Origin of the sequence: Microcoleus sp. MON2_D5 (assembly GCF_036701905.1) — a bacterium.
In the GTDB taxonomy this organism is placed as follows: Bacteria; Cyanobacteriota; Cyanobacteriia; order Cyanobacteriales; family Microcoleaceae; genus Microcoleus.
On the sequence record NZ_JAUBRM010000101.1, the window covers coordinates 1 to 19594 of the forward strand.

Sequence of the window (19594 nt, forward strand, 5' to 3'; positions counted from 1 at the left end):
CTATCCTTTCTCTGCGCTGTGCTTATCTCAATGGTCAACTTTCCACTTGATATATGTGCAAAACTGAGATGCACCCCAATCCTGACCTCGCTGCTGCCTATGAGCAAGGCACTGAAGTCGTCTTGCAATACCTGGGGGCAAAAGCATAAGCACAAATCACCTTGAGCGATTTAGCTACTAATTTGTCTGCCGAAACAGATGCCCCTGATTGGCAACAGGCCGAAGCAGCCATCCGCGCCCAAGGCTCGATTTTGCGAGAATTACACGCCAAGCTAAAAAAAGAAGATCCTGGTTTTGGTGGCTTGGAGCGGGTGCAGGACAGACGCCGCGAATTTCTGTGGGTTCACGAGCAGTTTGTAGAGGAGTATTAATATTTTTATCTTGACACGATTATTACGATCGTGTGATAATTTAAACAGGAAATATCAAGTTCCCATGCTCTGCCTGGAAGGAGAGCAAGACCAAATCCAGCATCTAAGCATCTAATCTTCAAGCCTGCCTGGGAATGAGGAAGTGGTCTCGCTAAATGTCCTGAGTGTGATTTCCCTGCCTAAATCCTGAGCTAGTAAATCGATACCGTTAATAACTTTATTTGGTTCTGCAATACTCAAAACCTCATAGCATTTTTCCCGATAATCGGGACGATCTTGGAAATACTGAATCGCTCGATCGAGCGGTTCCATAACTTGATAAGCTGCTTCCGCTTTGTCGATCGCCTCTTGGGGAATCGGAGTCGCTAACCTTTGAATAGCCAAGTCGATTAAATCTCTAGAATTTACCCGCTCGCCCGGCTGTCGATCCGCATTTGCCAACAACTTTTCTGCTATACTATCAATTTGATTCAGACAAGGAACAGGCGACCAATTTGGATAATTGGGTTCGCCCAACTCAATTCGCCCTTCACAAACCATCTCGAACTTAATAGTAGTGCCACCAACAATAACTGGAAATCTTATCCCATACTGGTTGGCTTGAATATCGTTCGGGAGAACAATGCGTGAAGCGAAGCTATCCCCAAGGGAATCGCGACTAGCAAAAATCACATCATAGCCTCCTTCGGCAACTTTTCGGCGCAGGAGACGGTAGCCATCATCCATCGGACACATAAAGTCAATATCCTGGCTCAACCGATATTCTCCGTGCTCCATACTTACCAACGTTCCGCCCCCAAAATACGCCCGACATTCCTGTAGAAATTCGACATTCAAGTGGCTGAGTACAGTTAATATTTTTTGATGAATTTCGCGTTTAAACATTGCTTGAAAACTTACCCAATTTTCGGGAGTTTTGGGCGAGCAACTGCTTCCCAGTTCCGCTATTAACCAAGATTGATGCTGTTGGCTAATTGCTTGAATAAAAGCCAGTTCCTCGGAGCTAGGTTTTCCCAAAACTCCCCAATAATGCCAGCCGGATTCGTAGCGGCATAGCATTTCCTTGATACTCAATTTTTTGACATCAGCAATTTGCCAGCAGATAGCTTGAAGAAATGGGAGTTCTGCGGGAATTGTCAACCCGGTTGCTATTTCTTGATGGTTCATCTGCTTTCGGCAAAAGCGAGGCCGAGCCTCTGGATATGCGTTACCAGGTAGAGCCTGGTAACGAGGAATTTTTTTCCAGTCCGCGCAGGCGGACTTTGTTTTTGGAGCATCAGAATTCTATTCGGCGGGTTCTATTCCGTAGGTTCCTAACTTCCCGATAAAATCTCTTCGAGTGCTAATTTAAGCGTCGGATATTGATATTGAAAACCACTAGCTAAAGTTTGTTTCGGCAACACTTTCTGCCCTTCCAAAACAAGTTTTGCCCCGTCTCCCAACAGCATTTCTAAAGCAAAACCTGGCACCGGCAACCAAGAAGGCCGCTGCAAAACTTCCCCTAAAGTTTGACACAATTCATTCATCCGCACCGGATTCGGTGCTGTCGCATTCAAAACGCCTTCAACTTGCGAATTTTGCAAAGCGTACAAAATTAAATCAACCACATCCTCGCGATGAACCCAAGAAAACCACTGTTTCCCAGTGCCGAGCGGGCCGCCTGCAAATAGTTTAAAAGGTGGCAGCATTTTTGCCAACGCGCCTCCCATTCCCAAAACTATCCCCAGCCGCAAAATTGCTACCCGCGTTCCCGCATTTTTTGCAGGTTGGGCCGCTGCTTCCCAGTCTTTGCAAACTGCTGCTAAAAAATCGTTTCCCGCAGGGCTAGTTTCGTCAAATTCAGCGGTTTCGCTGGTTCCGTAATAGCCGATCGCCGATGCGCTAACTAACACAGAAGGCCTAGGATTAGCATTGACGATCGCCTCGACCAATTTTGCCGTCGTCAGTCTGCGACTGTCCAGAATTGCTTGCTGGCGCGCCTCCGTCCACCTTTCCTCTGCAATCGGCACCCCTGCTAAATTGACAACAGCGTCGCAGCCAGCGATCGACTTTTGCCAATCACCAGACTCCGCCGGAGTGTAGGCGACAACTTCTAAATTCGGATAAGCTGAAGCGGGAAAAACTCGGCCAGCCTTCGCTGCATCCCTGCTCAAAACCACCACTTTATGTCCCGCAGCTTGCAGCTTCTCCACCAGCCGGCTACCTACAAATCCCGTTGCTCCCGCGATCGCTACTTTCATCTTTTACCAATAATGCACAGTTCTAGCAGTTTAGACGATCGTCCAAACTTGTTTTGAATTATACAAAACTAGAGCGCCGGCCCGATCGCCTCGCCACAAGCTTTCTGTATTTTGATTAAACTGATATGGGACGCGAGGAACACAAACCATGCCTGCAAAAAAATCAAAGCTTCTAATTGCTGCCTCCACCGTCGCAGCAGGTAGCGCTGCGGTCTACTTTTACTTCCAGGGTTTGAGCCAACAAGTATCCAACCCTCAAGACAGCGCCAAAGTTGTGCCCGACGAAGCAATGATGGCCGCGTTTATCTCCCCCAATCCGCAAGCGTTGGCCCAGTTGCAGCGATTTGGCACGCCAGGAGCTCAAAAGTTGATCGGTCAGGGTTTGAAGGGCTTTCAAGAACAAAGCTTGGCAGGCACTCAAATCGACTTTGACAGGGACTTAAAGCCTTGGTTAGGGGGGGTGATGGTCGCTTTGCTGCCCCCTGATGCTGTGACGAATACAGAGCCTCCAAAACTGCTGGTAGTAGTCAGCGTGAAAAATAAAATTAGCGCTTGGAATTTTGCGAATAAATTAAAATCTCAGCCCGGTGCAACTACTCAAGAAAGCGAGTATAAAGGAGTTAAAATTTTTGAGATTGCAGAGCCAACAGGCAAGCGCTACAGTGTGGCTTTGCTGAACGACCAATTAGTGATGGCTCCTTTGAAAAAGCCTGTGGAATTGGCGATCGATACTTTTAAAGGAGAACCCTCCCTCGCCACCCAGCAGAGCACAACTAAGTTTTTTGCAGAGAGTGCTGGTGTCAAGAATCCGATCGCAACTGTTTATATTGCTGACTATCCGGCGGCACTTGAGCAATTGAAAGCTAATTTGCCCGCAGATATCCAGTTGCCTTGGACAGTGTTTTCGCAGTTCAAACAAGTTAAGTCTTTGGTTGCGGGAATTGGAGCAGATAGTGAGGGATTAAGGGTAAAAACTATTGCTCAGTTAGACTCTAAATTCGTGCAGCAAAATCCACAATTCGCATCCAAATTGTTGCCCAGATTTCCGGATGAAACTATTGCTTTAGTCGGCGGCAAGGGAATCGATAAAATTTGGTCGCAAGCAACCGCTGAGGCAAAAGATAGCCCGGAAGTTGACAAGGGAGTTCAGCAGGTGAGGGATAGTTTTAAGCGGTTGGATCTGGATGCGGATCGTGATGTTTTTGGTTGGATGAACGGGGAATTCGCGATCGGGGCGATCGGTTCCAATCAAGGGATTTTGTCTCAGTTGGGGATGGGGGCGGCGATGATTTTTGAAACCAGCGATCGCCCAGCAGCCGAAGCAACTCTGAAAAAACTCGATGCGATCGCCAAAAGCAATCCTACAGTCAGTGTCGCCCCCAGACAAGTTCAAGGCAAAGAAGTTACGGAGTGGCAAATACCCCAGCAAGGCACTTTATTCGGGCACGGTTGGCTGAATGAAAATTCTGTGTTTGTAGCTTTCGGCGGGCCTTTAGTTGATGTGATTACTTCGACGCCACCGCAACCGTTAAGCAGCAGTCCGAGTTTTCAGGCGATCGCTACTTCTTTACCGCGGGCCAACCAAGGTTACTTTTACATAGATATGGAAAAAACTATGTCTTGGGCTAACCAATATTTGCTCGCAGTACAGCCAAATTTAGTTTCACCGCCCGCTGCTGAATTGCTCAATTCTCTCCGAGGAGTTAGCGTAGCCACAGCTTCTAAACAACCGACAACTGCTGAGTTGGAGATGCTTTTTGCCTTCAAATCTAATCGGTAATTTTTCCTTGTATCCTTCTATCCCTTAATATCGTTTCCGGTTGCATCGGAATAATCAAATCGACTCAACAGTTAACACTCAACCATTCAGTTTTTCGACCCGCCCGTCAACAGTCAACAGTCAACAGTCAACAATTCCGGAGGAGTGCAACCGGAATTGATATAAATCCCGTACACGGCTTTGTTGTCGGACTTTTTTCTGACCAAAAAAAGATGCTGCCCTCCATAGAGGGCAGCTACTCAAATAAAGCATCTTAAAGTCTCTCAAAACTTCAGAATTAACCTTCAGACATTCCGGATTTATTCGGCAATTGCAAGTCATCAGGATCTACATAGTGACAAACTGCTTTGTCCATGCAAATCAAGGCCCAGCCGGATTTATCGATGCTCATCAACTTGTAAGAAGCTGGCTGAATAAAGAAACCTTTGTGGTTGCGGGTTGCTGGTTTGATGTTAACGTGGCTGTCAGTGCTCATGTTTTTACAACTCCTAGTATTATGGTAGAAAAATCTGAAAACCGCTGAGCGGGTTTGTGAATCGTCTAAGTTTTCAAATACTAGCACTGACTTTCTGAGTTTTCCATAAAGTTATTTATTGATTTATTACGATATCGTAATAAACCGCAAAATCGATTTCCTCGATCCCCGCCCAAAAATCGACTTGTTTGCGTGGTTACGGCTCCAGAAGCCACTGTTTAACGCGGGCGAGACTCTTCCAGTCGGGTTTTCTCTTTAATCCTTCTTCAAAATTTTTTTTAACTTCGTCGAGCAACTCTTCCGAAGCCATCACTAATTGCTGAGCCACTTCTACGTGGGGGCGCACTCCTTTATCTTTGAGATCCAGGATCGCTACTGCTAGGTTGATGCGAGCTTGGGGGTCGTGAGGGTTCAATTTAACGGCTGTTTTCGCTGCCTTTTGAGCCGGTGCAGGTTTATTTTCCAACAGGTAGAGCCACGCGAGGCTAGCCCAGGCATTGCCATTTTTTGGAGCTTTTTCGCACACTTCTTTAAACACGGGGATCAGATTAGCCGGGGCTTCGCCAGCTTGGTAGCGATCGAAACCGTCTTTAAACAATTCTTCAGGGGTCATTCGATTTTAGATTTTAGATTTGGGATGTTGCACGGAAAAGGGCATGGGGCAGTTAATAACTTTCTGCCCCATGCCCTCTTTTCCGATTTATGTAGAAAAAGAACTGCCACAACCGCAAGTTTGAGTTGCGTTGGGGTTCGTAAACTGAAAGCCGCCCCCGATCATAGCATCGCTGAAGTCGAGAACCAAACCGTAGAGATAAAGAATGCTCTTGCGATCGCAAACTACCTGAAAACCGTCGTAGTCGAACACTTCATCGTCGGATTTCACAGTGCTGGGATCTGCGAAATCCATCACGTAGGACATTCCAGAGCATCCGCCCTGGCGCACCCCTACCCGCAAGCAGAGGTCTTTACCTTGTTTTTCTCTCAGGGCTAAAACTTGACGGACAGCAGAGTCCGTCATTTGAATGCCGCGCTTTTCAGAAATGGCTTGAGTCATAATTTGCCGAACTCCTGAGACTGTCTAATGCAAAGAGTTTAATCTTATTGCTCTATTGTACAGGCATTCGCCAGAAGGCATTCGGTTAGATGCTGAAGGCAGAATTTTTAGCTTCTAATTTTTAATTCTTGCGGGGCCTCGTTCCCAAGCTCGATGCCCTCTCCCCCTATAGGGTTTATGATTGATAAGCAGCGGTTGACCGGCTACCGGCACCGCAACAATGCTTCACCCAACGGGCTTACTCTATGGCAGCGCTGAATCGCACTACTCTTCGTCGGCTACAAAACTTACCTCAAATTCCCAGCGTGTGGGAGGGCGATCGCCGACCCTTATCTAATGCTGACTCACACCTGATGATAGATGACGATGACATTCTAGAAGCGGGTGGCGAGTGCATTCTCTGGGTCGATGGCTCAGAGGGAGTCGTGAGGGCTATGGACATGGTAGGCCCAGATGCCGGCCCAGAGGCGATCGTCCGGGCCCTGCTACGGGCAATGGAACATCCCCAAAGTCCGGCTCCTGCAGGTCGGCCCCAAAAAATAGTAGTCAAAAACCGAGAAATTCAATTTTATCTGCGGGGCGTACTTCAAGATTTAAGCATTTCCATTGACTACGTGCCGGAATTGCCGTTAATTGACGAAATATTTCGCGGCATGGAAGAGGTCGCGATCAACAGGCCTCCTGAGTTGCCCCCTCAGTATGCTGAAGTTTTAATGGAAAAAGCTGCTCAAATTTGGCAAGATGCTCCGTGGCGGACTTTGAGGGAACACCAAATTATATCTATTGAAATCAATCAGTGGGATGTCGCCAGCCTCTACGTGTCCGTATTGGGGCAAGGCAGAATGGATTACGGAGTTTTACTGTACCGTTCTCTAGAATCCTTGAAGCGGTTTCGAGAACGAGTCGTCAACGATGAATCTTTTGAAGATTTAGAACAGGCTTTTTTAGGGCAAGACTGTTTGTTTCTTACCTTTGAAAGTGCAGCAGATATTGATGAGGACGACGAGGAAGAAATTGATTTAGCCGAGTTGCCTCCATCGGAAATTGAACCAAATTTCGGCAACCTACATCCTTTAGAAGGATTGCGATCGATTCTTTACGAAGAAGAAGCCCTCACGATGTTAGTTGCTCTCGAAGCATTTCATCGCTTCTTCCGCAACGGCCGCCGGAAATTGGGATCAGACACTTTTCCCAGTCTTAGCAGTCGCTACCGCATCCCTGTTCCGCAGCCTGACGGAGAAATTCAACAGGTATCCGTTAAAGTTTCAACGATGCCGGATGTGTCAGAGGAATTATTACAGATGCTCGGTGATGATGACGGTGATGACGATGATGATGATGAATTTGAAAAGCCACTGCTGCGGGACGATTTGGTGCCGCAAAATTCATTTTTGAGTCTCGGCGCCGTACCTTGGGAAACGGTAGAGTTCCTGCGCGAAAGTGTGCAGTTTCACCAAGGTGCAGAAATTGATATTAATACCGCCGGAGATGGTTTGCCGGTGGTGATGATCCAAACTTCTCATCCGAAGGCAAAAACTATGATTCAGGATTTGAAAGAAGCTGGAGGGGTCAAGGCAATTGGTTTTAATCCGGGCGAAAATCCTTTTCAGGATGAGCAATACGACTTGGGTATTTTGCAAACAAAAAATGGGGAGCTGTATTTGTTTGGGGAGTTTAATGAAGACGATCCGGTGCATCAGGAAGCTCGCAAGAAGTGGGACAATCGCTGTAAATTAACCAACGGTTGGTGCGGTTTGATTATTGCTAAAGGGTTGATGGGTGCTTCTCGCGGTCAGCCTCAGTTTAAGGATATGGTTGCTTTGCTGGAGGTGCGCTGGGTGTCTGCTAAAGATTTGGGAATAGGGCTACTTCAGTTGATGCCGATGTTTTGAAGGAAGAAGGAAGAAGGAAGAAGGAAGAAGGAAGACGAAAGAAGGAAGAAGGAAGAAGGAATATGTAAAATTAATATGTAAGGTGCGCCCAAGCGCACCATAGTTTTTAAGTTATTAAGGGGAATGATTATGTCACATTCTACTCAAAAGCGAGAAGTGTTAGTCGCCCTTGATGCTGAATTCGCGGAGAAAATAGACCAGCTTACTGATGATTGGACGGAGACGATCGAGCAGGCTCTCCGTCTCTGGTACGCTAAGCAAATCGAAGATAAGTTGCGGGAATTTTATCAAAACCGCAGCCAAGAAGATATTGAGGATGAAAAAGAATGGTTTAATTTGGTAGAGGAACAGATAGAAGAAACATGGAGCAGCGCTGGACTCTAACTCAACAGCAAAAACTTATCCTCGCCAAGGTGAGATTTACCTTTCAAGAACTTTGCGTCAGTTAGGAGATACCAAAAAAAGACCTGTAGTTGTGGTTTCTCCCGATATCCGCAACGAGTTTACGGATTCTGTCATTGTTGTTCCTTTCACCAGTAACCTTGCAGGAGTAGAAAATCCTACTCGCGTCTAGATTCCTGCGGGTGAGGGAGGATTGCAAGCTGATTCTCTAGCTGTATGGGAAAACTTTTCTGCTTTGCGACAGACATTTCTAGAACAAGGCCATTACGGTCAAATTAGTGCTGTGTCTTTGGCAAGAATACAGATGGCTATACAAGTGTCGATCGGCATTTATGAACTTTGAATGTTTCGGAAATTCTAAAATTTGTTACAATCTGTAAAAATACTGGAAAGGATAGGTAAAATGCGGGTTGCGATCGCAGGTGCGGGACTGGCTGGAATGACCACAGCAGTCGATTTAGTGGAAGCCGGCCACGAAGTAGAAATTTTTGAATCCCGCCCCTTTGTCGGCGGCAAAGTCGGCAGTTGGGTAGATCCCGACGGCAATCACGTTGAAATGGGTTTGCACGTCTTCTTCGGCTGTTATTATAACTTATTTGCCCTGATGAAAAAAGTGGGAGCATTTGACGATTTGCTCCTCAAAGAACACGTCCACACTTTTATCAATCGAGGCGGCGAAACTGGTTCTTTAGATTTTCGCTTTCCGGTGGGTGCTCCTTTGCACGGATTGAAGGCGTTTTTCACGACATCTCAGCTATCCGTACAAGACAAAATTCAAAATGCGATCGCCCTGGGAACTAGCCCGATCGTCCGAGGTTTGATAGACTTTGACGGGGCAATGAAAACTATCCGCGATTTGGATAGAATTAGCTTCGCTGACTGGTTCCGCAGCCAAGGTGGCAACCAAAACTCGCTCAAAAGAATGTGGAATCCGATCGCCTACGCACTGGGTTTTATCGACACTGAAAATATTTCTGCCCGGTGTATGTTGACAATCTTTCAATTTTTTGCATCAAAAACCGAAGCCTCTGTCATGCGGATGCTGGCTGGTTCTCCCAACGAATATTTGCACAAGCCAATTGTGGAATATTTGGAAAAAAAAGGAGCAAAAATTTACACGCGGCGCAGAGTGAGAGAAATTCAGTTTGAAGAAGGCGAAGAAACCCGCGTAACAGGCTTGGTAGTAGCTAACGGCGAAACAGAAGAAAATATTACCGCAGACGCTTACGTTTTCGCCTGCGACGTGCCCGGAATTCAGAAAATATTGCCCCCAGCTTGGCGCAAATGGTCAGAATTTGACAACATTTATAAATTAGATGCGGTGCCGGTGGCTACAGTACAATTGCGGTTCGACGGTTGGGTAACGGAACTGGAAGACGAAGCCAAGCGCAAACAGTTGAGCCACGCTGTAGGAATCGATAATTTGCTATATTCAGCAGATGCAGATTTTTCTTGTTTTGCAGATTTGGCGCTGACAAGTCCCAAAGATTATTATCAAGAAGGACAAGGTTCGCTGCTGCAGTTGGTGCTGACACCGGGAGATCCGTTTATTAAACAAAGCAATGAGGCGATCGCCCAACACGTACTTAAGCAAGTTCAGGATTTATTCCCGTCAGCGCGGGAATTAAACATGACTTGGTACAGTGTAGTTAAGCTCGCTCAATCTTTGTATCGCGAAGCACCGGGAATGGATGTTTTTCGCCCTGCTCAAAAAACTCCGATCGCCAATTTCTTTCTAGCAGGAAGTTACACTCAGCAAGACTACATTGATAGCATGGAAGGAGCGACACTTTCAGGCCATCAAGCGGCTAAGGCAATTCTCGAAGCTTACAGTCATTAGTCATTAGTCGTCTCTCGTTTTCTCTCGTTTTCTCTCGTTCCCAGGCTCTGCCTGGGAATGCCTATCAGGAGGCTCCGCCTCAAGTATTTAGACAGAAAACACGAAGCAGAGCCAAAGCATCTGCGTTACCAGGCAGAGCCTGCTAAAAAGAAAAACCAGAAAGAAACAATTCTTCAATCTAAAATCTAAAATCTAAAATCTAAAATCGCATGACTGATTGGTTAGAACACAGCGTCCAAGTAGAAGTAGCAATTCCCATCGAATTAGCGTGGCAACTCTGGTCAGACTTAGAGCAAATGCCGCGCTGGATGAAGTGGATCGAATCAGTTCGCATTCTCGAAGACAACCCGGAATTGTCGCGCTGGAAGCTCGCAACTGGCGGGTTAGAATTTAGCTGGCTTTCTCGGATTCTCAAAGTAGTGCCGAATCAGATAATTCAGTGGGAATCCGTAGACGGTTTGCCAAATCGGGGTGCAATCAGATTTTACAATCGCAAAAACAGCAGCATTGTCAAACTGACGGTAGCTTATGGAGTTCCCGGCTGGCTGGCAAAATTGATGGACAATTCATTTCTAGCGCGAGTAGTTGAATCGACTCTTATGGCTGACTTGGAAAGGTTTAAAGAGTATGCTCTGGAAGTGAAAGCGACATCTTAAATTATGAGGACTAAAGTCATGACTACTAACCAGTTTGTAGTAAGGACTTCAGTCCTTTAATTTCTAATTTAGAACTTAGGCACCCGAACAAAGAAAGCGGGTTTTTGAACCGAGATTGAAAGTTTGAAGCAAATATTTTGGTTAAAAACGCGGTTTCTGGTCGCCCGTGCGTCCAGGACTATAATTGTAACGCGAGAGTCGATCGTCCTTTGGCATCAGTATCATAGAGATGTGCTGCTGATTCCTTCTCGGTTCAGTTATGAGTTACTGCCTAAACCCCGCTTGTCACAACCCGCAAAATGCCGATCGTACCCAATTCTGCCTGAATTGCGGCTCCAAACTGTTGCTGAGAGAGCGTTACCGCGCCATCAAACCCCTGGGGCGCGGCGGTTTCGGTCGCACTTTTTTAGCAGTAGACGAAGACAAACCCTCAAAACCGCGCTGTGCAATTAAACAGTTTTTCCCGCTATCCCAAGGTACCAGCAGCAGCGAAAAAGCAGCAGAATTATTCAACCGAGAAGCGGTGCGGCTGGACGAATTGGGGAAACACCCGCAAATTCCCGAACTGCTGGCGCACTTTCAGCAGGAACGCTATCAGTATTTGGTACAGGAATTTATAGAAGGTCAGAATTTACAGAAAGAGTTGGCGCGGACTGGGCCTTTCAGCGAAAGTCAGATTCTCAGTCTGCTGAAGGATTTATTGCCGGTATTGCAGTTCGTGCACGATCGCAGTGTAATTCACCGAGATATTAAACCCCCCAACATTATCCGGCGCCGCATTTCTAAAACTCCCATCATTTATACTTACCCAGCATTAACCGGGGAATTAGTTTTAGTTGATTTTGGCGCTGCAAAAGTTGTGGAGGGTTTGAGAGAAACCGGTACAGTCATCGGTTCTCCCGAATTTGTGGCGCCCGAACAAATTAGAGGTCAAGCGGTTTATGCCAGCGATTTGTACAGTTTGGGAGTAACTTGCATTTATTTGCTAACTCAAATATCTCCTTTTGATTTGTTTGATATTAATCAAGATGTTTGGGTTTGGCGAGACTTTTTGAAGGTTCCAATGGATCCGAAATTAAGTCGCATCCTCGACAAAATGATCGAATCGAGTCTCAGTCGGCGCTACAAATCTGTAGCTGAGGTATTGAAAGATTTGCAGCCGCAGCAGTCGGCGGCACAGGTTCCGACTCCGGCGGCCCCTGCTATTTCCCAGCAGCCGAGGACGCCGGCGGTGCAGAATGCAGTGCCGCCAACGCTTGCAGGCACAATCATACCTGTGCCGCCCATGCAGCGGGTTGTACCCGCACGCGCGCCTACTTGGAGGTGTGTTCATACTCTGGTAGGGCATTCTAATGCTGTCACGTCGGTAGTTTTCAGTCCTGATGGCGCGATTTTAGCTAGCGGCAGTGAGGACAAGACGATTGAGATGTGGAAGTTGGACGCGGGTAAGCGGTGGTACACTCTCACGGGTCATTCTGACTGGGTGACTTGTGTAGCGTTTAGTCCTGATGGCGCGAGTTTGGCTAGTGGCGGCCGGGACAAAATGATTCATATTTGGGATTTGAATAAGGGTAAGTGGTGGTACGCTTTGGCTGGTCATTCTGACAGGGTTTCTGCTGTGGCGTTTAGTCGGGATGGTCAGGTTTTGGCTAGCGGCAGTCGGGACAAAACTGTGCAGTTGTGGAATTTGAATAAGGGAAGGCGGATGTCGGCTTTGACTGGTCACGCTGGCGGGGTGGAGGCGGTGGCTTTTAGTGCTGGCGGGGAGTTTTTGGCTAGCGGCAGCCGAGACAAGACTGTGCAGTTGTGGGATTGGCAAAAGGGTCGATCGATTTGTACTCTGGCCGAGCACGGGGATTGGGTGCGGGCGATCGTTTTTGCGACCCCCCCCAGCCCCCCCTTACCAAGGGGGGGAGTAGGAGAGGGATTGACTTCCTCTGTCTCCCCTGCCGGTCAGACCCCCCCCAGCCCCCCCTTGGTAAGGGGGGAAGTAGGAGAAGGAGTGATTTTGGCGACGGGGAGTCGGGATGGTACGGCGAAGCTGTGGCGGGTGGATGCACAAGGGCGAGGGACGCTGTTGCGGAGTATGAGGGACAATTCTGGGGATGTTTTGTGTCTGGCGTTGAGTCCCGATGGTCGGGTTTTGGCGACGGGGAGTCGGGATGGCACGATTTATTTGTGGGAGGCGGGTACGGGGGGTTTGCTGGAAATTCTGACGGGCCACAGGGGGGAGGTTTTGTCGGTGGCGTTTAGTCCTGATGGGGGGAGTTTGGCTAGCGGTGCGGGCGATCGAACTGTGAAGATTTGGCGGGGGATTGGGCATTAGGGGCGATTTCAAGAGTGCCTGCTTAAAAATCTTATATTTATGCTTGACAGGCGATCGAGTGTTCTGCTACATTAGGAATTCGTGAGGACGCATAGCTCAGTTGGTTAGAGCACTACGTTGACATCGTAGGGGTCACTGGTTCGAGTCCAGTTGTGTCCATAGTTAAAGCCTGCCCACAAAGCGGGTTTTGTTTTTTCTACTGTACAGATGTGCAGGCTGCCGGGACACGTTCAGCTTTGCCGCAATCTCTTCCTGTGTGTTCCCAGCAATGTAGTAGAGCCAAGCAGCACGAGCTGCCTGGTCTAACTTACGAGTCCGAAGGGGCAAGCCAGCTTTGCTGGTATCGCGCCGCTCTAAGAAGGCTTCTTTCATGTTCTACCTATAGGAAGGTACGCATCCCCCTAAGGAGTAGATCTCTATAATTGAGTATCTGCTCAAAGAGGCATTTTTTGCTCAACTCGCTTTCTATACATTATTACATTCTACGTTAATGAAAGTGGTCTTAAAAAACTCCAAGACCGCAAAACATTGCAGCACTCCTGGAGGCTGACAACATTGCTAACTTAGTAATAAGCTGGCACACATTTAAGAAAGCAATATGCACTCATGGGAAAAATGTTAAAGGCGAAGGGGGAAAGGTTTTCCCTTTTACCTTTCACCCTGTTCCTTTTCCCTTAAATCGATTAGTTAAATATTTAACTTAGATGCACAACAACTTACCCTTTTCCCTATAGTCCGCCAGTCAGATTCAAGTTAAACCCCGTAATGTAGCTTGCCTCCTCGCTCATGAGAAATGCCACACCGTTAGCAACTTCTTCAAGGCTCCCCAAACGCCGCATCGGTACTGAATTAATCATTTGCTGCTCTACTACTTTAGGATCGGCATCAAAGTACTGTGACCCTACACCCGCCTGCAATTCTGTCTGCCGCGTCCACATCACGCCCGGACCAATCAGCGCAGGCGAGACGGCATTCACCCGAATGTGGTAGGCAGCCAAGTCTTTCGCTGCTGTCTGAGTTATCCCAATTACGGCAAACTTCGAGGCTGAGTAGGCGAGCATATTTGGAGGACCAGCCACTCCTGCATGGCTTGCCATATTGACGATCGCTCCTCCACCCTCAAAGCGTAGGTGTTGTGCCGCCGCTTTGAGGACGTGAAAAACTCCGACAACATTGATGTCAATGACCTTTTGAAAATCCTCCTCGGGATACTCGTCGGTTTTGGCAAACACTCCTTGATAACCTGCATTGTTGAAAACATAATCGATCCGCCCAAATTGCTCTACAGCACCAGAAAAGGCTTGAGCAACGTCATCAGGATCGGTGACATTGCAGCGAAAGGTAGCAACTGGAATTTTATAGGCTTCCAATTCGTGAGCAACCTCTGCCATCTTCGCTTCGTTTAAGTCTAGAATTACTACACCTGCACCATCTGCGGCAAAACGCTGTGCAGTAGCCCGACCAATATCACCAGCACCGCCCGTAATCAGAATCGTTTTACCAGCAAAGTCATAGCTTGCTCTAGCTGTCATATCTTTAACCCCTTGTGAATATATGTTGCAAATACTCTTTAAGCGTTCAGTATTTAAGGTTACCTAATATAATTCAATTATTGAGAAATCGCTCAATATTAGGCATAAACTCAACAATTTAGTCATCTGATTTTTTTAATATCAAAGGAGTTATGCGATGCGTATCCCCCGCTTCGCTAAATTGCTGGTTGCATTCCTCGTTGGAGTCGTGCTTGTGCAACTGCTGCATGGTTGTGGGACAGGTTCCCAAGCAGCAGGGAAAACCAGAGTGACGATCGCCACTGTCAATAATGGCGATATGGTCGTCATGCAAGGGCTTTCAAGCAAGTTTGAACAAGCTAACCCAGACATTCAACTGAGGTGGGTTGTCCTAGAAGAAAACGTGTTGCGCCAACGCACCACCACAGACGTTGCTAGCCAGGGCGGGCAATTTGATGTCCTGACAATCGGGTCTTATGAAACGCCGATTTGGGCGAGACGAGATTGGTTAAAACCATTAGATCTACCCGCCAGCTACGACGTAAATGACCTGATAAAACCCATCAGAGAAGGTCTTTCCAACAACGGCAAACTCTATGCTGTGCCGTTCTATGGGGAAAGTTCCATGCTGTATTACCGAAAAGACTTGTTTAAAAAAGCAGGGATTACGGTTCCCGAACAGCCAACCTATCCCCAACTAACACAATGGGCGAGTAAGGTTCACGATCCAGCCAATGGAGTCTACGGTGTTTGTCTGCGTGGAAAACCCGGTTGGGGCGAAAACATGGGATTTTTGTCCACATTGGTCAACACGTTTGGCGGACAGTGGTTTGACATGAAGTGGCAACCCACTATAAATACTCCAGCCTGGAAAGAAGCGATCGCCTTCTATGTCGATTTGCTCAACAAATATGGCCCACCGGGTGCCAGTTCCAATGGATTTAATGAGAATCTAGCGCTATTCTCGACGGGTAAGTGTGGGATGTGGGTAGATGCAACCGTTGCTGCAGGACTGTTATCCAATCCAAAAGAATCCCAAGTTTATGACAAAGTTGGCTTTGCCCGTGCGCCAATAGAAAAATATCCCAACGGCTCGAATTGGCTCTGGGCCTGGGCACTAGCGGTTCCAAAAACCTCAAAATCCCCCGAAGCTGCTCAAAGGTTCGTTGCCTGGGCAACCTCAAAGGAATACATCCAATTGGTGGCTGACCAAAATGGCTGGGTTGGTGTACCACCAGGTACGCGGACTTCCACCTATAACAATCGCAACTATCAAAAAGCTGCACCGTTTGCTTCGATCGTACTCAGGTCGATCCAATCTGCCGATATTAGCCGCCCAGCAGCAAATCCAACCCCTTACAAGGGCATTCAATATGTGGATATTCCAGAATTTCAGGCGATCGGTTCTTCAGTTGGGCAAACGATGGCAGCAGCGCTGACGAATCGCCTTTCAGTCGATCGGGCGTTGCAACAATCGCAGAATTCAACTGAACGGTTTATGAAACACACGGGTTACATCGAGTGAAAAGAGGGGCTAGGGCGTGTTTTCAAACCTTTCGCTCCCCCCCAGCCCCCCTAAAAAAGGGGGGAGAATGAGCGTCAAAGTGCCCCTTTTTTAGGGGGATTTAGGGGGATCTAAATCTGACGGGGAAGGCAAAACACGCAAATGCTCACCCATAAAACTTTCACAATCTAAAATCCAAAATTCATTCTATTAAGCTATGTCTTCTTCAGTAGCTGTAAAACATCACCACGAAACGCCCCCCGCCCACCAACGAAGTAAGCGACAGGCATCAACATTACCCCTGGTTGCGCCTTCCGTCATTGCCTTGCTGCTGTGGATGATTGTGCCTCTGGTGATGACGGTATGGTTTTCCTTTCAGCGGTATAACCTGCTCAATCCAGGCGCACGCAAATTCATCGGAATTGAAAATTTCACGTTCATCTTGAGTGATCCAGCTTTATGGACTTCGATCGGCATCACAATAATTCTGGTCGTGTCCGTTCTGGCGATCACGATTGGTCTAGGCACACTTCTGGCAATTCTGTTTGACCAAGACTTTTATGGTCAGGGGATTGCACGGGTACTGGCGATTTCTCCGTTTTTCGTCATGCCCACAGTCAGCGCCCTAGTCTGGAAAAATATGCTGATGCATCCAGTGAATGGGCTGTTTGCTCAATTCACAAGAGGTTTGGGTTTGGGGGCGATCGATTGGTTTGCAGATTTTCCACTGCTTGCAATCATTATCATTGTTTCGTGGGAGTGGCTTCCCTTTGCCCTGCTGATTTTGCTGACGGCAATTCAGTCGTTAGATCATGACCAGCTAGAAGCAGCCCGGATGGATGGAGCAAATGCTCTAGCCTTATTCCGTTTCGTCATGCTACCGCATCTGAGCCGCGCCATTGCCGTGGTCGCCATGATCGAGACGATTTTCTTTTTGACTATCTTTGCAGAAATCTTTGTTACCACAGGTGGCGGACCCGGAGTGGCAACCACTAACCTTGCCTATTACATCTTCCTGAGAGCATTGCTGGAATTTGATGTCGGCGGTGCTTCAGCGGGTGGATTAATCGCGGTAATTCTTGCCAACATCGCGGCAATTTTTCTGATGCGTAGTGTTGCTCGTAATTTGGATACCTAACAATGGCACAAAAAACTTCTCGCCGCTTGCTTTTTACCTTGCTCGGCTGGTTTGTCGCTTGCAGCTTGTTTTTCCCAATTTTCTGGATGTTTCTCACCAGTTTCAAAACAGAGGTGGCGGCGGTTGCAACTCCCCCTCAGTTATTTTTCCAGCCGACATTAGAAAATTATGTAGCGATACAAGATCGGGCAAACTATTTCAACTATGCCCTCAACAGTGTAGTGGTTTCACTCGGAGCGACAATACTCGCACTGCTGCTTGCCGTACCTGCCGCTTATGCCATGTCTTTCTTCCCAACCAAACGTACTAAGAGTACCTTGCTGTGGATGCTGTCCACTAGAATGCTGCCACCCGTTGGTGTGCTAGTGCCGATCTACATCTTGTGTCGCAACGCTGGTTTGCTGGATACCCGCATCGGTTTGATTATTATTTACACCCTGATCAATTTGCCAATTGTTGTCTGGATGATTTACAGCTTTTTCAAAGAGGTACCCAAAGATATCCTAGAAGCCGATCGCATGGATGGGGCAAACACGCAGCAAGAACTCATTCATGTGTTGCTGCCACTGGCATTGCCCGGAATTGCTTCCACCGCATTGCTTTCAATCATTTTGTCCTGGAATGAAGCGTTTTGGAGCCTCAATCTGACAACGGCTAATGCCGCTCCTTTAACCGCATTTATTGCCTCATTTTCCAGTCCTCAAGGATTGTTTTGGGCAAAACTTTCGGCAGCATCAACTCTGGCGATCGCACCCATTTTAATCTTCGGTTGGTTCAGTCAACGGCAATTAGTACGCGGTCTTACCTTTGGTGCGGTGAAATAATCATTTGATTTTTAATGCATTAATAGGAGTCTTTCATGTCCACAGTTGCTTTAAGAGATATTCGCAAAACATATGCCGATACAGAGATCATTAAAGGCGTCGATCTTGATGTTGGCGCTCGCGAATTTGTTGTATTCGTTGGTCCATCCGGTTGTGGAAAATCAACCTTGTTACGCATGATTGCCGGACTAGAGGAAATTACCTCCGGCAAGTTGATGATTGATGGAGAGGTCGTGAATGATGTACCTCCAGATAAACGCGGGTTAGCAATGGTATTTCAAACCTACGCCTTGTATCCTCACATGACCGTAGCAGAGAATATGGCGTTTAGCCTCCGCCTTGCAGGTGTTCCAAAAGCCAAGCGTCATGAAAGGGCGCGTGAAGTCGCTCATGTCCTCCAACTGGAACCACTGTTAAACCGCAAGCCCAAAGAGTTATCCGGAGGACAGCGCCAACGAGTAGCAATTGGTCGGGCCCTGGTTCGCAATCCCAAAGTGTTTTTGTTTGACGAACCACTGTCAAACCTGGATGCCTCCTTGCGCGTGCAGATGCGGATCGAACTTGCCAGCTTACATGACAGGCTGCAAGCCACCATGATTTATGTGACACACGATCAGGTTGAGGCAATGACACTTGCCAACAAGATTGTAGTGTTGCAGGGCGGCATTGTAGAACAAGTGGGTTCGCCTTTGGATCTCTACCACCATCCCCGGAATCTATTCGTCGCCGGATTTATTGGTTCACCTAAGATGAACTTTGTCTCGGTTACAGTGACAGCCGTCAATGACTCTGGTACAACTGTCAAACTTCCTGGTGATGCCAGTGTGACTATTCCAGTGAAGCCTGGAAAGCTGTTGGTTGGGGATAGAGCCACGTTGGGAATTCGCCCCGAACACCTACGACTCGATCGCAATAGCGCAACAGTGAATGGCGAAGTATTAGTTGTGGAACGGCTGGGCGGACAAACCTACCTCTATGTCAAGATTGCGGGTGGCGACACGCTAGTCGTGCAAACAGACGGAGATAATTCCAGCCAGTTGCACGATGTTGTTCCTGTTCACATTAACGGCGATCTTTGCCATCTATTTGACTTACAGGGTGAAGCCGTTTCCAAAACTCGTCGTCACCACCTAACCGTTAGTAAATAAATGAACAGCAATCCCAGCACAGCCTCAACAATCAAGCTCAATGAAGCATCCCTGTCTCGTTTACCTGGAAACGTTCCCATACCCAAGTACGATCGCCGTCAAATTACTAATGGAATTGTGCATATTGGGGTGGGTGGATTTCATAAATCGCACCAAGCACTCTATCTCGATGATTATTTCCATCAGCATCCTGGTAGTGACTGGGGAATCTGTGGTGTGGGATTGCTGGACTATGACTATGACAGGCGGATGCGGAATGCACTTCTGTCCCAAGATTGTTTATACACCTTAGTTGAGCGATCTCCTAAGAGCGATCGCGCTCGAATCATTGGCTCAATCACTCGATACCTGTTTGCACCCTGGGGGGGTAACAACCAGCCTGAAACCCAGAGGTGGTGAGGATTGAGCCAATGTGTGGTAAAAAAAGATAGGC

Annotated in this window: 20 protein-coding genes and 1 tRNA gene; 15 read left to right on the forward strand and 6 right to left on the reverse strand. The window is 47.6% G+C overall.

The genetic code is table 11. From position 1 onward, the window contains the following. The first annotated feature begins 161 nt into the window (after positions 1–161). Positions 162–371, forward strand: a complete 210-nt coding sequence (locus QUA47_RS26150; protein WP_333432907.1) for a hypothetical protein — start codon at positions 162–164, stop codon at positions 369–371. A 111-nt stretch (positions 372–482) separates the two neighbouring features. On the opposite strand, the gene QUA47_RS26155 is transcribed toward QUA47_RS26150, so the two are convergent. Continuing rightward, positions 483–1538, reverse strand: a complete 1056-nt coding sequence (locus tag QUA47_RS26155) for a nucleotidyl transferase AbiEii/AbiGii toxin family protein (protein ID WP_333432908.1) — start codon at positions 1536–1538, stop codon at positions 483–485. 146 nt (positions 1539–1684) lie between these two features. Continuing rightward, positions 1685–2611: a thylakoid membrane protein ThyD gene (gene thyD, locus QUA47_RS26160; RefSeq protein WP_333432909.1), complete on the reverse strand. Its 927-nt coding sequence runs from the start codon at positions 2609–2611 to the stop codon at positions 1685–1687. Positions 2612–2759: 148 nt separating this feature from the next. Between thyD and QUA47_RS26165 the strand changes: the two genes are divergently transcribed. Then, on the forward strand, positions 2760–4391 hold the full coding sequence (locus QUA47_RS26165) for a DUF3352 domain-containing protein (RefSeq protein WP_333432910.1): 1632 nt from the start codon (positions 2760–2762) through the stop codon (positions 4389–4391). A gap of 277 nt (positions 4392–4668) precedes the next feature. Here the strand turns inward: QUA47_RS26165 and QUA47_RS26170 are convergent, their stop codons facing one another. From QUA47_RS26170 to QUA47_RS26180, 3 genes are all read right to left on the reverse strand, one after another. Then, complete coding sequence (locus QUA47_RS26170; protein WP_006632682.1) at positions 4669–4866, reverse strand: hypothetical protein; 198 nt, start codon at positions 4864–4866, stop codon at positions 4669–4671. A gap of 196 nt (positions 4867–5062) precedes the next feature. Continuing rightward, complete coding sequence (locus QUA47_RS26175) at positions 5063–5479, reverse strand: tetratricopeptide repeat protein (RefSeq protein ID WP_006632681.1); 417 nt, start codon at positions 5477–5479, stop codon at positions 5063–5065. Between the two features lie 87 nt (positions 5480–5566). After that, positions 5567–5920 carry a HesB/IscA family protein gene (locus tag QUA47_RS26180; protein ID WP_006632680.1) on the reverse strand — a complete coding sequence of 118 codons (354 nt, stop codon included), beginning with the start codon at positions 5918–5920 and terminating at the stop codon, positions 5567–5569. Between the two features lie 245 nt (positions 5921–6165). Between QUA47_RS26180 and QUA47_RS26185 the strand changes: the two genes are divergently transcribed. From QUA47_RS26185 to QUA47_RS26220, 8 genes are all read left to right on the forward strand, one after another. Then, complete coding sequence (locus QUA47_RS26185) at positions 6166–7812, forward strand: DUF6930 domain-containing protein (RefSeq protein ID WP_333432911.1); 1647 nt, start codon at positions 6166–6168, stop codon at positions 7810–7812. 129 nt (positions 7813–7941) lie between these two features. Then, positions 7942–8196 carry a hypothetical protein gene (locus QUA47_RS26190; RefSeq protein ID WP_333432912.1) on the forward strand — a complete coding sequence of 85 codons (255 nt, stop codon included), beginning with the start codon at positions 7942–7944 and terminating at the stop codon, positions 8194–8196. Between the two features lie 34 nt (positions 8197–8230). Next, positions 8231–8386: a type II toxin-antitoxin system PemK/MazF family toxin gene (locus tag QUA47_RS26195; protein WP_333432921.1), complete on the forward strand. Its 156-nt coding sequence runs from the start codon at positions 8231–8233 to the stop codon at positions 8384–8386. A 21-nt stretch (positions 8387–8407) separates the two neighbouring features. Then, positions 8408–8557: a hypothetical protein gene (locus QUA47_RS26200; RefSeq protein WP_333432913.1), complete on the forward strand. Its 150-nt coding sequence runs from the start codon at positions 8408–8410 to the stop codon at positions 8555–8557. Between the two features lie 60 nt (positions 8558–8617). Next, positions 8618–10054, forward strand: a complete 1437-nt coding sequence (zds, locus tag QUA47_RS26205; RefSeq protein ID WP_333432922.1) for a 9,9'-di-cis-zeta-carotene desaturase — start codon at positions 8618–8620, stop codon at positions 10052–10054. Between the two features lie 209 nt (positions 10055–10263). Next, a complete protein-coding gene (locus QUA47_RS26210) occupies positions 10264–10710 on the forward strand; it encodes an SRPBCC family protein (RefSeq protein WP_333432914.1) in 447 nt (148 codons plus the stop codon). 259 nt (positions 10711–10969) lie between these two features. Beyond that, positions 10970–13036 carry a serine/threonine-protein kinase gene (locus QUA47_RS26215; RefSeq protein WP_333432915.1) on the forward strand — a complete coding sequence of 689 codons (2067 nt, stop codon included), beginning with the start codon at positions 10970–10972 and terminating at the stop codon, positions 13034–13036. A gap of 85 nt (positions 13037–13121) precedes the next feature. Beyond that, a tRNA-Val gene (locus tag QUA47_RS26220) sits at positions 13122–13195 on the forward strand. A gap of 569 nt (positions 13196–13764) precedes the next feature. Here the strand turns inward: QUA47_RS26220 and QUA47_RS26225 are convergent. Then, complete coding sequence (locus tag QUA47_RS26225) at positions 13765–14568, reverse strand: SDR family NAD(P)-dependent oxidoreductase (protein WP_333432916.1); 804 nt, start codon at positions 14566–14568, stop codon at positions 13765–13767. A gap of 157 nt (positions 14569–14725) precedes the next feature. Between QUA47_RS26225 and QUA47_RS26230 the strand changes: the two genes are divergently transcribed. The 5 genes from QUA47_RS26230 to QUA47_RS26250 all read left to right on the forward strand — a co-directional run bounded on the left by QUA47_RS26230 (position 14726) and on the right by QUA47_RS26250 (position 19560). Continuing rightward, positions 14726–16072 (forward strand): sugar ABC transporter substrate-binding protein, encoded by a 1347-nt coding sequence (locus tag QUA47_RS26230; RefSeq protein ID WP_333432917.1) that lies wholly within the window; start codon positions 14726–14728, stop codon positions 16070–16072. Positions 16073–16268: 196 nt separating this feature from the next. Continuing rightward, positions 16269–17189, forward strand: coding sequence for a sugar ABC transporter permease (locus tag QUA47_RS26235; RefSeq protein ID WP_333432918.1), 921 nt, complete (start codon positions 16269–16271; stop codon positions 17187–17189). Between the two features lie 2 nt (positions 17190–17191). Next, positions 17192–18013, forward strand: a complete 822-nt coding sequence (locus QUA47_RS26240) for a carbohydrate ABC transporter permease (protein WP_333221504.1) — start codon at positions 17192–17194, stop codon at positions 18011–18013. 35 nt (positions 18014–18048) lie between these two features. After that, positions 18049–19161 (forward strand): sn-glycerol-3-phosphate ABC transporter ATP-binding protein UgpC, encoded by a 1113-nt coding sequence (locus tag QUA47_RS26245; RefSeq protein ID WP_333432919.1) that lies wholly within the window; start codon positions 18049–18051, stop codon positions 19159–19161. After that, on the forward strand, positions 19162–19560 hold the full coding sequence (locus tag QUA47_RS26250; RefSeq protein ID WP_333432920.1) for a hypothetical protein: 399 nt from the start codon (positions 19162–19164) through the stop codon (positions 19558–19560). Positions 19561–19594 lie beyond the last annotated feature (34 nt).